This is a genomic window from Pseudomonas putida group bacterium ESBL64 (assembly GCF_045277175.1).
GTDB classification, from domain to species: domain Bacteria; phylum Pseudomonadota; class Gammaproteobacteria; order Pseudomonadales; family Pseudomonadaceae; genus Aquipseudomonas; species Aquipseudomonas alloputida.
This window is the reverse complement of the sequence record NZ_CP145799.1, coordinates 1,481,493-1,494,799: the sequence shown is the minus strand read 5'-3', so window position 1 is coordinate 1,494,799 and position 13,307 is coordinate 1,481,493. Positions and strand designations below refer to the sequence as shown.

General features: G+C 62.3%; 10 protein-coding genes. 7 read left to right on the top strand and 3 right to left on the bottom strand.

All coding sequences use genetic code 11. The features are described 5' to 3' along the window. The first annotated feature begins 13 nt into the window (after positions 1 to 13). Genes V6093_RS06765 through V6093_RS06755 form a run of 3 tightly spaced genes read left to right on the top strand, consistent with a single transcriptional unit; the run spans position 14 to position 2,277 of the window. Complete coding sequence (locus tag V6093_RS06765) at positions 14 to 1,171, top strand: transporter substrate-binding domain-containing protein (RefSeq protein ID WP_012052054.1); 1,158 nt, start codon at positions 14 to 16, stop codon at positions 1,169 to 1,171. Then, positions 1,168 to 1,752, top strand: coding sequence for an ANTAR domain-containing response regulator (locus V6093_RS06760; protein WP_014753457.1), 585 nt, complete (start codon positions 1,168 to 1,170; stop codon positions 1,750 to 1,752). Before V6093_RS06765 ends, V6093_RS06760 begins: the two co-directional genes overlap by 4 nt. Before the next feature lie 12 nt (positions 1,753 to 1,764). Beyond that, positions 1,765 to 2,277 carry an AmiS/UreI family transporter gene (locus V6093_RS06755; RefSeq protein WP_012052056.1) on the top strand — a complete coding sequence of 171 codons (513 nt, stop codon included), beginning with the start codon at positions 1,765 to 1,767 and terminating at the stop codon, positions 2,275 to 2,277. A gap of 46 nt (positions 2,278 to 2,323) precedes the next feature. Here V6093_RS06755 and V6093_RS06750 read toward each other — a convergent pair whose 3' ends face one another. Together V6093_RS06750 and V6093_RS06745 are read right to left on the bottom strand one after the other, a co-directional pair. Beyond that, on the bottom strand, positions 2,324 to 2,770 hold the full coding sequence (locus V6093_RS06750; protein WP_017148285.1) for a GNAT family N-acetyltransferase: 447 nt from the start codon (positions 2,768 to 2,770) through the stop codon (positions 2,324 to 2,326). A gap of 72 nt (positions 2,771 to 2,842) precedes the next feature. Next, entirely contained in the window at positions 2,843 to 4,609 is a 1,767-nt protein-coding gene (locus tag V6093_RS06745; RefSeq protein ID WP_265977661.1) for an NAD(P)H dependent flavin oxidoreductase family protein, read from the bottom strand. Here V6093_RS06745 and V6093_RS06740 point away from each other — a divergent pair, their 5' ends adjacent. The 4 genes from V6093_RS06740 (at position 4,610) to V6093_RS06725 (ending at position 11,857) form a co-directional block, all read left to right on the top strand. Next, positions 4,610 to 6,106 (top strand): PLP-dependent aminotransferase family protein, encoded by a 1,497-nt coding sequence (locus V6093_RS06740; protein WP_265977659.1) that lies wholly within the window; start codon positions 4,610 to 4,612, stop codon positions 6,104 to 6,106. Positions 6,107 to 6,376: 270 nt separating this feature from the next. Continuing rightward, positions 6,377 to 8,002: a methyl-accepting chemotaxis protein gene (locus V6093_RS06735; protein ID WP_012052060.1), complete on the top strand. Its 1,626-nt coding sequence runs from the start codon at positions 6,377 to 6,379 to the stop codon at positions 8,000 to 8,002. Positions 8,003 to 8,743: 741 nt separating this feature from the next. Further along, positions 8,744 to 11,458 (top strand): magnesium-translocating P-type ATPase, encoded by a 2,715-nt coding sequence (gene mgtA, locus V6093_RS06730; protein WP_265977657.1) that lies wholly within the window; start codon positions 8,744 to 8,746, stop codon positions 11,456 to 11,458. 21 nt (positions 11,459 to 11,479) lie between these two features. Further along, on the top strand, positions 11,480 to 11,857 hold the full coding sequence (locus V6093_RS06725) for a DUF2493 domain-containing protein (protein ID WP_014859235.1): 378 nt from the start codon (positions 11,480 to 11,482) through the stop codon (positions 11,855 to 11,857). A gap of 100 nt (positions 11,858 to 11,957) precedes the next feature. Here V6093_RS06725 and V6093_RS06720 read toward each other — a convergent pair whose 3' ends face one another. Continuing rightward, a complete protein-coding gene (locus V6093_RS06720; RefSeq protein WP_003254145.1) occupies positions 11,958 to 13,184 on the bottom strand; it encodes an MFS transporter in 1,227 nt (408 codons plus the stop codon). Positions 13,185 to 13,307 lie beyond the last annotated feature (123 nt).

Below are 13,307 nucleotides of genomic sequence, written 5' to 3'. Positions count from 1 at the left end.
ACAGGATGGTGTGATGAGTAGACAAGACAGGCAATTGAAGGTGGGCTTGCTGTTCGCCGAAACCGGCGTTACCGCAGCCATTGAACGCTCGCAGCGCTGTGGCGCGCTGCTGGCGGTCGAACAGGTTAACCGCGAGGGGGGCGTACTTGGCGAACCGGTTCTGACCCTGGTCGGCGACCCCGGGGGCGACCCGGACCGTTATCGCAATCTGTGTGACGACTATGTGCGCAACCACGGTGTGCGCCTGATGCTCGGCTGCTACATGTCGCACACCCGCAAAGCCGTGATGCCCGTCATCGAGCGCGCCGATGGCTTGCTGTTCTATCCCACGCCCTATGAGGGCTTCGAGTACTCGCCCAATATCATCTACGGCGGGCCGGCACCTAACCAGAATAGCGCGCCTCTGGCGGCATACCTGACACGTCATTACGGCGCCAGGGTCGCCTTCGTCGGTTCCGACTACATCTACCCGCGGGAAAGCAACCATGTCATGCGCCACCTGTACAAGCAGCATGGTGGCGAAGTGGTGGAAGAAGCCTACATGCCCCTGTACCCCTCGGCCGATGACCTGGCCCTGGTGGTCGAGCGGGTGGTGCGTTCTGCCCCTGACGTGGTGTTCTCGACCGTGGTCGGTACGGGGACGGCAAGCTTCTACCAAGCAATGGCGCAGCGCTATGGCAATGGCCCTCGGCCGCCGATCGCCAGCTTGACTACCAGCGAGGCAGAAATTGCCGAAATGGGGGCCGAGGCGGCCCGTGGCAACATCGTCGTGGCACCCTACTTCACCAGCGTCGAGTCACCGCAAAGCAACGCATTCGTCAGTCAGTGCCGTGCGTTCTTTCCGGCCGATGTGCGCATCACTGCCTGGGCCGAGGCGGCGTACTGCCAGATGCGCATGCTGTGCCAGGCGGTAAATGCCACCGGCAGCCTGGAGGTGGAGGTAATCCGCAATCACCTGTACCACGCGAGCATGGATAGCCCCCAGGGCAGGGTGCAGGTGGAGCAGCAGAACAACCACTCGCACCTGTTTTCACGTATCGGCGAGATCGATGCGCGCGGGCAGATCTGCATCAAATGGCAATCGTCTACGACCATCCGCCCTGACCCCTATGTGGTGGTTCACAACCTGGACGACTGGACCTTGAGCATGATGGGAGGCGGCCCCTCATGAGCACGTCGAACATCCTGAACACGCTGCGTGAACTGCACGTGGGCATCGTTTGTCCGCCCAGTGAAATCACTGATGCCCTGGTGTTGCAACTGATGCGTATCGGCTGCTCGGTGAAGCAGTGCTGGCCACCGCCCAAGGCGTTCGACACCCACACCGACCTGGTGTTTTGCGGGGTGTTCGAAGGCCGCCACCATGCCGAGCTGGGCAAGCTGCTGGCCCAGGGCGGCGTACGCCTGACCGCCATCGCCTTGGTGGAGTACGAGAGCCCGACCATTCTTTCGCAAATCCTGGAGCTGGGGTGTCACGGCGTGATGGTGCTGCCTCTGGACAACCACAAGGTGCTTCCGGCGTTGGTGTGCGCCAGAAGCAACAGCGAAGCCCAGGCCCGCTTGATGCAGAAGAATGCCCAGTTGCAGGAGCGTCTGGAGCACCAGGCCGACATCAACAAGGCCAAGGTCCTGCTGATGGCGGCCCAGGGCTGGCAGGAGTCTGAAGCTCATGCCTACTTGTCGAAAGAAGCGATGAAACAGCGGCTGTCGATGCTGGAAATGGCAAGAAAAACCCTAAAACAATTCGAATGAGAAGAGGTTGCCATGTTGTACGGACTGGTTCTGCTGTATGTGGGTGCAGTGTTGTTCATCAACAGCATCTGGCTGATGGGGCGTATCACTGACCGCGAAGTGGCGGTGATCAACCTGTTTGTCGGTTTGCTCAGCCTGTTGGTGGCGGTCTACCTGATCTTCGTGGTGGGCTCGGCCGAAGGCATCAAGGCCGGTGCCTTGACCCTCCTGTTCGCCTTTACCTACCTGTGGGTGGCCGCCAACCAGGTGCTGCAGGTTGATGGGCGCGGGCTAGGCTGGTTCTGCCTGTTCGTCAGCGTGACGGCGCTGGTGGTGACAGTCAGTTCCATCCCTGGCGCCGAAGGGCTGTTGAAGGTATGGGATGTGCTGAACTGGGCGGCGTGGACGGTGTTGTGGTTCAGCTTTTTCCTGTTGCTGGCGCTGGCCAGGAAGATCCAGCGTCTGGTGGCGGCAATGACCTTGCTGTGCGCGATCTTCACCGCCTGGGTGCCCGGGCTGTTGATCCTGTGGCAGCAGATGGGCTGACGGCCATGCGCCCGCTGTGGAGCAGCCTTGCGCTGTGACGCTGCCCTTACGGCAGGCGCTTTTCCATCGGCTGATATACCAGCCCGGCAAACTCACCCACGTCGCCTGCCAGGCTGAATCCGTAGCGTTGGTAGGCGGGTACAGAAGACAGTGATGCCTTTACCGTCACCACCTCAGCGCTGGCATGCTCCAGTGCTGCGTTCATCAACCGCTTGCCTATGCCCTGGCGTTGCAGGCCTGGTGCAATGAACAGCATCGCAATGTGACGGCCTTCCTTGAGCTCGATCAGCCCCGCGATAGCGCCTTCGACAAAACAGGCCAGCATAAGGTTGCCACCTTGCATGCGCTCGGCAAACGCCTGGGGTGCTGACACCTGGGTAAAGGTCTCGATACCTTGCGCCGACAGCGTGGGCGCGACTGCCTGCATGAAGGCATCCATGCACAAGGCGCAGGCTTGGGGGAGGTCGTCAGGGGTGAGCGTGCGTACTTGCATGGTAATCGTCCTTGTCGGGTGTCCTTCTGTTGCCCACTTTAACCTGTTACGGGTTCAGAGGCCGATGCGGCATCAAGCTGCCTTGGCAGCGCCCGGCTTGCGTTCGCCAATCAGGATGTCTTCGAAGAATGCCCCGACAGGTTCGGTAGGGTGGCACAGTTGTATCTCCAGCACCCACACCACCTCGCTCGGGACAATCTCCACCTCGGCCAGCTTGTCCTGGCTATACAACACATGCGGGAAGTCGGCGATGCGATGCCCGGCCAGGTTGCGCTCCAGCTGCCAACCTTTGGCCTGGGCACTGCGCTCGGCGAAGTCATACAGTTCACGCCCGGTCAACCCGCGGCCCCAGGCCTGGCGGGTCTCGTCGAACACTTCATGCAGTGCCTTCACGCAGGCGTGGTGCAGGGCGTGCTGGCCAAACACGAAGGTATCGCCATAGTCACCTTCATAGCCATCCCATACCGGCCCAACGTCGACAACGACGATGTCCGTGGTACGTAACACGCGTTGAAGGTCAATGCCTTGCCGTGGCGTACGCACGGTATCGTCACCAAAACGGATGTAGGTGGGGTGCCAGGTGTGTGAGGCGCCCATCGCCTGCAGGGTATGCGCGGCCATCTCCAGTGCCTGGGCGGTGGTCATGCCGACTTGCAGTTGGCTGGCAATGGCGGCCACGGCCCGCACCGACTGCTCGCGGGCAGCGAGCATGCCGTCCAGCGAATAACGCGGGCCGACCTTTTCCAGCTCAGGGTGCAGCGGGTTGGCTGAGGAAGCCTGCGTTGTCAGTGCGCCGCTGGCGACAAAGGCCTCGGCGACAAAGCGATGGGGCTTTACCCCTGCTGCAAGGCATTGTTCGCGGGCCTGGGTGATCATCGTGGCATTGCCACAGGCATAGACTTGGGCTTCGTGCCAGCGATGTGTCTGGCTGAGCGCCACCTGCTGTATACGTGCCTGGGCCGAGAGCACCGGTTGCCAGCGAAAGTGCGGGTGCACACGGCTGGACACGTCGAGAAATTCGCGATCATAAAAATCCGCCGGCGAAGAGCCGCCCCAATACAGCGTGACGTCGGCATCGCCGGCCAAGGCTGTCAGCAACAGCGGCTTGATGCCGGCGTAACCTGTGCCAGTGGCGAAAAGGATCAGCGGGCGTTGATCATCGTGCTGCCAGGTACAGGCGCCCAGCGGGCCCTCGAGCTTTACCGTTGCACCTGCTTGCAGGGTGGGCAGCAAACCTTCAGTGAACAGGCCGCCGCTGACCTTGCGGATGTGAAACACCAGTTGCCCTTGTTCCTGGGCAGGCAGGTTGGCAATGGAGAAACAGCGGCTGTCGCCGTTGTCCAACTGAAACCGCATGTACTGGCCCGCCCGCACCTCCAGCGGCTGAGCAGGTTGCAACACCAGCTCGACGATATCTGCGCTCAGCGCGCGCTTGCCAACCACCTGTGCCTGGGTTTCCAGTGCGGGTGCGTCCAGTGACCAGCCGGGTATTTCCAGGCGCATGTCGCTGCAGGCGTGGCTCTGGCACAGCAACATCTCGTCGGCGGCCAAGGGGTAGGAAGGCGGCGGCGTGTCCGCATCCCGCTGCTTGTCCTGATGCTGCCCCGACACCACCTTGACCTTGCACGAGCCGCAGGCGCCGCGGCGGCAGGAGAAGGGTACCGGCAGGCCGCTGGCGAGCATGGCGTCGAGCAGCAGCTCCTGGCTGGCTTCGAAGGTTTTGCCCGTGGGCGAAATTTCAATGACGTGGCGGCTTTGCATGAGCACCTCGGGGCAAATGGAGGTTCGATTGTTGCTATAGTCCAGGACCAGCAGAACCTCCAGTTTTGGATATTTCATATGGTCCAGCTTCGTAAATGGCAGCCACTGCTCAAACTCGATGGGGCACAAGCTTCGTACCGGCAGATCGTCGAAGGGTTGGTGGCCGCAATCAGCGAGGGTCGCCTGCGCCCTGGCACGCCGTTGCCGGGCACGCGGGAGATGGCGCAACTGCTGAACGTCAATCGCAAGACCGTGATCCTTGCTTATGAGGAAGCCGAAACCAAAGGCTGGCTGCAAAGCGTGCAACGCCGGGGCACCTTTGTCAGCCAGCAGCTGGCGCCTGGCACAGCGGCCGTTTGCGGTGCCGTGCGGCCTTTTGCCCTGGCGCTGCCAGAGGAACCTGCCGTTGCCTACTTCAAGGCGAACGAACAGGCTGTAGCCCAACAAGGCCGGCCAGGGGCCTTGTTCTTCGACAACGGCGCCTGTGACCACCGCCTGCTACCGCAGGCTGTACTGCACCGCTATTACCGCAATGCCTTGCGCAGCAGCTTCAGCAGCAATAGTGTGCGCCACGGCAGCGAGTGCAGCAGCCGCAATCTGCGCAGCGCCCTGGCCGACATGTTGCGGCACAATCGCAGCCTGAACGTTGGCGCCGAGCATATCTGCCTGACCCAGGGGGTGCAGATGTCGCTGTCCCTGGTGGCCAGTGTGTTGCTCAAGCCGGGTGACGTTGTGCTGGTCGAGCGCCTGAGTTACCCCCCTGCCTGGGAGATCTTCCGTCAGCTGGGTGCCCGCCTGGTGACCGTGGAGCTGGACCATGAGGGCTGCCGAGTCGATCAGCTCGAGGCCCTGTGCCGGCAGCACAAGGTGCGGATGATGTACATAACACCCCATCACCAGTTCCCGACCACGGTCAGCCTGCCAGCCGGGCGCAGGCAACAGTTGCTGGAGCTGGCGCGCCAGCATGCCTTTTGCGTGGTCGAAGAAGATTACGACTACGAATACCACTTTGCCGGGCGGCCTTATCTGCCGTTGGCCAGCGACCGCCAGCAGCGGCACGTGATTTACATTGGCTCACTGTCCAAGCCTTTGGGCAGCACGTTCCGTTGCAGCTATATCGTGGCACCGGTGGAAGTGACAACCGTGCTGGAACGCAGGGCGATGTTGACCCTGGGGCAGGGCGATGCAGTCATGCAGCAGATGTTGGCGGACCTGATCAATGATGGCGAACTGAAGAAGCACCTGCGCCGGGTCAACCGCGAGTACCGGCGCCGGCGCGAGACTTTGTTGGGGTGTTTGCGCGATGCGTTCGACGAACAGATCAGCGTGCAGGCGCCAGAAGGTGGCCTGGCGCTGTGGGTGAGGTTTGCCGATGAGATCAACGTGGATCAGTTGGTCGACAAAGCGCTGGAACGGGACCTGGTGGTGCGCAGTGGGCGACAGTTTTCACCGTTTGGCCATGCCGAGAATGCCTTGCGCCTGGGGTTTGCTTCGCTGGATGCCGATGAGATCCGGCAGGCTACCCAACGCCTGGCAGACGCCGCGAAAGCGATTGGCAAGGCGCGGTGGCTGTAGGCACGGCCATCTGCCGCGACAGGGGATGGCACGGGCTTCGCCCGTGTTCGCGGGCAAGCCCGCTCCCACAGTGATCGCGCTGGCCTCAGGATTTGTGCAAGAGGGTTACGCCCCCAAGGGGCGCGCGGCCTTTGGGTCTCAACGCATTCCGTTCGGTTACCGCACATAACCGTATCTCGGCGCCTCAAGCCTGCGCCAGCACCTCCGATAGCAGCACACCCACCCTCGAATCTTCGATCAGAAGTGGTGCCAACAAGGAGTACTGCCCGCATGCTTGCCAACCTGAAAATTCGCACCGGAATGTTCTGGGTGTTGTCGCTGTTCAGCCTGACCCTGCTGTTTTCGACGGCCAGTGCCTGGTGGGCTGCCGTGGGTAGCGACCAGCAGATCACTGAACTGGACCAGACTGCGCACCAGTCGGACCGGTTGAACAATGCGTTGCTGATGGCGATTCGCTCCAGCGCCAACGTGTCTTCGGGCTTTATCGAGCAGTTGGGTGGCCATGACGAGAGTGCAGGCAAGCGCATGGCGCTGTCGGTGGAGCTGAACAACAAGAGCCAGACGCTGGTCGACGAATTTGTCGAAAACGCCCGTGAACCCGCCCTTCGCGTGCTGGCAACCGAGCTGCAGGCTACCTTTGCCGAATACGCCAAGGCGGTGGCGGGGCAGCGCGAAGCGACCCGCCAGCGTTCCCTGGAGCAGTATTTCAAGGTCAACAGCGATGCCGGTAATGCCATGGGGCGGTTGCAAACCCTGCGCCAGCAGCTGGTGACCACACTGAGCGAACGTGGCCAGCAAATCATGCTCGAGTCCGACCGGCGTCTGGCCCGGGCGCAATTGCTGAGCCTGTGCCTGCTGGGCATGACCGTGGTGCTGGCGGTGCTGTGCTGGGCGTTCATTGCCCAGCGTGTGTTGCACCCCCTGCGTGAAGCCGGTGGGCATTTCCGGCGCATTGCCAGTGGCGACCTGAGCGTGCCGGTGCAAGGGCAGGGCAACAACGAAATCGGCCAACTGTTCCATGAGCTGCAGCGCATGCAGCAGAGCCAGCGCGACACCCTTGGGCAGATCAACAACTGTGCCCGGCAGTTGGACGCCGCCGCCTCGGCGTTGAACGCGGTCACCGAGGAAAGCGCCAACAACCTGCGTCAGCAGGGGCAGGAGCTGGAGCAGGCCGCGACTGCCGTGACCGAAATGACCACGGCAGTGGAGGAGGTTGCGCGCAACGCGATCACCACCTCGCAAACCACCAGTGAATCCAACCAGCTGGCCGCGCAAAGCCGCCGGCAAGTCAGCGAAAACATCGACGGCACCGAAGCGATGACCCGCGAGATCCAGACCAGCAGTGCGCACCTGCAGCAGTTGGTGGGGCAGGTGCGGGACATCGGCAAGGTGCTGGAAGTGATCCGCTCGGTGTCCGAGCAGACCAACCTGCTGGCGCTCAATGCTGCCATCGAGGCGGCCCGTGCCGGTGAGGCCGGGCGCGGCTTTGCGGTGGTGGCGGATGAGGTGCGCACACTGGCCTACCGCACGCAACAATCGACCCAGGAAATCGAGCAGATGATCGGCAGCGTGCAGGCGGGGACCGAAGCTGCGGTGGCTTCCATGCAGGCCAGCACCAACCGCGCCCAGTCGACACTGGACGTGACCCTGGCCTCGGGGCAAGTGCTGGAGGGCATCTACAGTGCGATCGGCGAAATAAACGAGCGCAATCTGGTCATTGCCAGTGCGGCCGAAGAGCAGGCTCAGGTAGCGCGAGAAGTAGACCGCAACTTGCTGAACATCCGCGAACTGTCCAACCATTCCGCGGCAGGTGCGCAGCAGACCAGCGAGGCGAGCAAGGCGTTGTCGGGGCTGGTGGGGGAGATGACGGCGTTGGTGGGACGGTTCAAGGTTTGAGGCGCTGCGCCTGCGTGGAACATTAAGATAAGGTTAAACTTATTTAAAGTTCCCCTTGCGGGTTGACTTCGATACTACGCTTGAATAAAGTTCGACCGCCCCGAGCGCGGGGCCTTTTTTCCCTTCACTGAAGAATTCAATGGACACAGTATCTCGTCGCTGCCTGACCTCTGCCGAATGGCCGGGTCAGGCACTTGAACCGGAACACCGGTCCCGACACCCTGGTCGGGCAAGCCGCGCCAGAGCCTGATGCTCCGCCGTGACTTGCCGCCGCCGGTGTTGGCCGGTTGGAGGCAAGCTCATGAACCTCACTTCATTCGTTTCACATCGCCAGCCTGCGTGCCTTGCGCCGCGGCAGGCCCGCGCCTGGCCGCGGCGTCTGCACGGCTACCTTGACCACCACCAGCACCCCCCAAGTAGTTGCGGGGTGCTGGCGCGTCTTCATGCACGCTTGAGCCCCCGCACTTCTCACTGAATAAAAGATATTGAGCGGTATCTTTATGCTCGAACTTTTCACCTTAAAAGTTCGCGGGATAACTATTGCCCTGTGTTTATGAAAAGGAACCAAACCATGGATTGCGCGAGTAGAAAGTTCGCTGCCGACACAACTTCCGACTCTCGGCAGCGGACAGACAACTGTCGGAAAGAACCAGCATTATTCAGCGACCCGACATGCCTTCGTTCACCGCCTGAGTGAAACGTCTGTGTGTCGTGCCGCCGCAGCGGCAGGAGCACAGCAACATGACTGTCAAACACCGTAACACCTCATCGGCCAAGGCCGAACGCGAAACCCGCCTGTCCACCCGCGCCGCCCGTGAAGCGCGCAATGGCCTGGCGGTCACCCTCGCCAACCTCGATGCCAGCGAACAGGGCCTGACCGAGCACGAAGCCGCCAAGCGCCTGGCGTGCGATGGGGCCAACCAGGTTGCCCACGACCCGCAACCCCACGCCCTGGTGCAACTGCTCAAGGCCCTGAACAACCCGTTCATCTATGTACTGCTGACCCTGGCCGGGATCAGCTTCGTCACCGACTACTGGCTGCCGGTCAGCGCAGGCGAAGCAGACGATGCCGACCTGACCAAGGTCATCATCATCATGACCATGGTCAGCCTCAGCAGCCTGCTGCGCTTCTGGCAGGAGTACCGCTCGAACAAGGCTGCCGACGCGCTCAAGGCAATGGTGCGCAGTACTGCCACGGTGTTGCGCCGCGAGCAGATCGGGCAAGCCCCGCGCCTGCGCGAAGTGCCCATGGACGAACTGGTGGCCGGCGACATCGTGCAGCTTTCTGCAGGTGACATGATTCCCGCCGATATCCGCCTGCTCGAAGCGCGCGACCTGTTTATCAGCCAGGCCGTGCTCACCGGCGAAGCGTTGCCGGTCGAAAAGTACGACACCTTGGGTAATGTCGCGCAGAAGTCGGCGGCCGAGCATGGCGCACATCAGGACAACCTGCTCGAGTTGCCGAACATCTGCTTCATGGGTACCAATGTGGTCAGTGGCCGCGCCCGCGCCGTGGTGGTCGCCACCGGCCGACGCACCTATTTTGGCTCGCTGGCCAAGGCCATTGCCGGTTCGCGCAGCCAGACCGCTTTTGACCGCGGCGTGAACAGCGTCAGCAGCCTGCTGATCCGCTTCATGCTGGTGATGGTGCCGGTGGTGTTCATGATCAACGGTTTGGTGAAAGGCGACTGGGGTGATGCCTTCCTCTTCGCGCTTGCCGTGGCAGTGGGCCTGACCCCGGAAATGCTGCCGATGATCGTCAGCGCCAACCTGGCCAAGGGCGCCGTGGCCATGGCCCGGCGCAAGGTGGTGGTCAAACGCCTGAACGCCATCCAGAACCTGGGCTCCATGGACGTGCTGTGCACCGACAAGACCGGTACGCTCACCCAGGATCGGATCATCCTCGAGCACTCTGTGCGCTTCGACGGCCAAACCGACAAGCACATCCTTGAGCTGGCCTGGCTCAACAGCCATCACCAAAGCGGCATCCGCAACCTGATGGACCAGGCCGTGCTGCATTTCGCCGGCCAGGACCACCAGTTCCAGGCGCCTTACGCCTACGCAAAGGTCGACGAACTGCCGTTCGACTTCATCCGCCGCCGCCTGTCAGTGGTGGTGAAGAATGCCTTGGGCGATCACCTGCTGGTAAGCAAAGGGGCGGTCGAGGAAATGCTCGCCATCGCCACCCATGTGCAGGAAGGCGACAAGATCGTTGCCCTCGATCCGTGCCGCCGCCAGCAGCTGATGGCCAGTGTCGATGCCTTCAACCAGGACGGCTTCCGCGTGCTGGTGGTTGCCACCCGGCAGATCCCGGCGGCCGAAGGCAAGGCGCAGTATCACACCGAAGATGAGCGCGATCTGGTCATCCAGGGCTTGCTGACCTTCCTCGACCCGCCCAAGGAAACGGCCGGCCCGGCCATCGCCGCCTTGCGCGACATGGGCGTGCAGGTAAAGGTACTGACCGGCGACAACCCGGTGGTCACGTCCAAGGTCTGCCGTGAAGTGGGCCTGGCGCCAGGCCAGCCGTTGCTCGGCCAGGACATCGAAGGCATGGACGACACCACCCTGAAGCTTCTGGTGGAGGAGCGAACCGTCTTCGCCAAGCTCACCCCGCTGCAGAAATCACGGGTGCTCAAGGCCCTGCAGGCCAATGGTCACACCGTGGGCTTCCTTGGCGACGGCATCAACGATGCCGCCGCCCTGCGCGATGCTGACGTCGGTATCTCGGTGGACAGCGGCACCGACATCGCCAAGGAATCGGCCGACATCATTTTGCTGGAAAAGAGCCTGATGGTGCTCGAGGAGGGCGTGCTCAAAGGCCGCGAAACCTTCGGCAACATCATGAAGTACCTGTGCATGACTGCCAGTTCCAATTTCGGCAACGTGTTCTCGGTCCTGGTGGCCAGTGCGTTCATTCCGTTCCTGCCCATGCTGGCGATCCACTTGTTGCTGCAGAACCTGATGTATGACTTTTCCCAGCTGTCGCTGCCCTGGGACCGCATGGACAAGGCGTTCCTCAGCAAGCCACGCAAATGGGATGCCCGCAACATCGGCCGCTTCATGTTGTGGATAGGTCCTACGTCGTCGATCTTCGACATCACCACGTTCGCCCTGATGTGGTACGTGTTCGCCGCCAACAGCGTCGAAATGCAGGCGCTGTTCCAGTCTGGCTGGTTCATCGAGGGCTTGCTGTCACAGACGCTGGTAGTGCACATGCTGCGCACTCGCAAGGTACCGTTCTTCCAGAGCACCGCTGCATTGCCGGTGGTATTGGCAACGGGGCTGGTCATGGCATTGGGTATCTACATCCCGTTCTCCCCGGTGGGCGCGATGGTTGGCCTGGTGCCGCTGCCGTGGGAGTACTTCCCTTGGCTGGCCGCCACCCTGCTGGGCTACTGCGTGGTCGCCCAGGCCATGAAGACCCTCTATATCCGCCGTTTCGGCCAGTGGTTCTGAGCGATGCAAGGAGAGCAGACCATGCGGGTACTGATTTGTGCAGGACGCAACTACGCCGACACCCGACGCTGCCGCCAGGCCTTGGACGACGTCCAGCGCCAGCGGCCGATCCGGGTGTTGATCCACGGTGGCAGCCAGTTCATTGGAGGGGAAATCGAAAGCTGGGCGCGCGAGCATGGCGCCGATCTGGTGCGTTACCCGCCAAACTGGCAGCTGCACGGCAAGCAGGCCGAACGCTTGCGCAACCTGTTCATGCTCAATGACAGCCGCCCTGACCTGTTGCTTGCCTTGCCCGGTGGCGATGACACCGAGGAGCTGCTGGCCAGGGCCCGTGGCGCCGAGGTTCAGGTGATGTGCGCCAGGCAACCACGCCAGCCCGAGCGGGGCGATTGCAGCTAATGCAAACGCCTGGGGCCGTACGGTACCTGCGGGCTTGCCCGCGAAGCAGGCGCCTCGGTTTCACGGCCTCAAGCTTTGCGCAGCCGCCCTGGGCGGCTGCTTAACCTGGCTGCGCCGCCAGATCGTTACTGACGTTGCGCCCCAGCACCAGCACGGTGACAAAGCCACAGCCCACCAGCGCCGTGGCCAGGCTCAGCAGTACCGCAGTGCCCATATGGTCTACGACTTGCCCGCCGAAGAACGAGCCCACGGCAATGATCACCTGGAACAGGGCCACGAACAGCGGCATGCCACGTTCGACATCCTTGGGCGCCACGACAAACATCCAGATATTGGCACAGGCCGGGAACGCACCGAAGGCAAAGCCCCACAGCGCGATCAGCATGGCGGCGCCCGTCATGCCGGTGGCGAAGTGCGGGAACAGGGCGGTGCTGACTGCGATCATGAGCGCGACCAGCATCAGGGTATGCCGCACGCTGCGGTTGGCCGCAAAGCCGGCGAAGATGTTGCCCATGAAGCCGGCCACGCCATACAGCAGCAACAATGAACCGATCGTAGGCCCGTCAAAGCCGGCATTCTGTTTGAAGAACGGTGCGACGTAGGTGTACGCCGCAAAGTGCGCCAGGCCGATCAGCAACACGGCGATCAAACCGACCCGTGCTTGCGGGTTGATGAACAACGCCGGCAGGTCGCGGATGCGAATGGCCTTTTCCGGCATCAGCCGCGGCAGCAGGAAGACCTGTGCCAGCAGCACCGGTACGCCTACCAGTGCAGTGACCAGGAACGTCATGCGCCAGCCCATCAGGCCACTCAGCCAGGTGCCGACAGGCACGCCCACTACCGTCGCCAGGGTTACGCCCGCCATGATGATGGAGTTGGCTTTGGCTACGCCCATCCCGTCAGGTGCCAGGCGGCCGCTGAGGGCGATGGCTGTCGCCCAGAAGCCGCCGATACTGATACCCAGTAGCACACGGCCGACCAACAGCAGGTTGAAGTCGCCGGCGTAGGCGACGATGGCGTTGGCGATGATCATGATCAGCGTCAGGCCGATCAGCAGGTAGCGCCGGTCCAGCGCGCCGACGCCTACGGAAATCAACGGGGCGGCTAACGCAGCCATGATCCCTGGCAGGGTCACCATCAGGCCGGCAAGGCCTGCACTGATGCCCAGGTCGCTGGCCACATCGTTCAGCACCCCCACCGGGAGGAACTCACTGGTGACCAGGGCGAAAGCACCCACGGCTACCGAGAGGATTGCCAGCCATTGCTGGGTCACGCTTTGTTGGCTATGTTCGGGAAGGCCGCGAGGGGCCTGGCTGTTGCTTGGCATGGGTTAGGTTCCATGAGGGATCTCGCCTGTAGCAGGCGCAGGAGCGGGGGGATTTGCAGGGGATTGTAGAGGCGGCCTTGCCTGGCCGACAGGCAGGCCGCTCGATAGTAATCATCAGTGCAA

Coding starts and splice junctions, on each gene's coding strand:
- V6093_RS06720 (WP_003254145.1), bottom strand. CDS start 13,184: ATGCCAAGCAACAGCCAGGCCCCTCGCGGCCTTCCCGAACATAGCCAA.
- V6093_RS06725 (WP_014859235.1), top strand. CDS start 11,480: ATGCGGGTACTGATTTGTGCAGGACGCAACTACGCCGACACCCGACGC.
- V6093_RS06750 (WP_017148285.1), bottom strand. CDS start 2,770: ATGCAAGTACGCACGCTCACCCCTGACGACCTCCCCCAAGCCTGCGCC.
- V6093_RS06735 (WP_012052060.1), top strand. CDS start 6,377: ATGCTTGCCAACCTGAAAATTCGCACCGGAATGTTCTGGGTGTTGTCG.
- V6093_RS06760 (WP_014753457.1), top strand. CDS start 1,168: ATGAGCACGTCGAACATCCTGAACACGCTGCGTGAACTGCACGTGGGC.
- V6093_RS06765 (WP_012052054.1), top strand. CDS start 14: ATGAGTAGACAAGACAGGCAATTGAAGGTGGGCTTGCTGTTCGCCGAA.
- V6093_RS06740 (WP_265977659.1), top strand. CDS start 4,610: ATGGTCCAGCTTCGTAAATGGCAGCCACTGCTCAAACTCGATGGGGCA.
- V6093_RS06745 (WP_265977661.1), bottom strand. CDS start 4,609: ATGAAATATCCAAAACTGGAGGTTCTGCTGGTCCTGGACTATAGCAAC.
- V6093_RS06755 (WP_012052056.1), top strand. CDS start 1,765: ATGTTGTACGGACTGGTTCTGCTGTATGTGGGTGCAGTGTTGTTCATC.
- mgtA (WP_265977657.1), top strand. CDS start 8,744: ATGACTGTCAAACACCGTAACACCTCATCGGCCAAGGCCGAACGCGAA.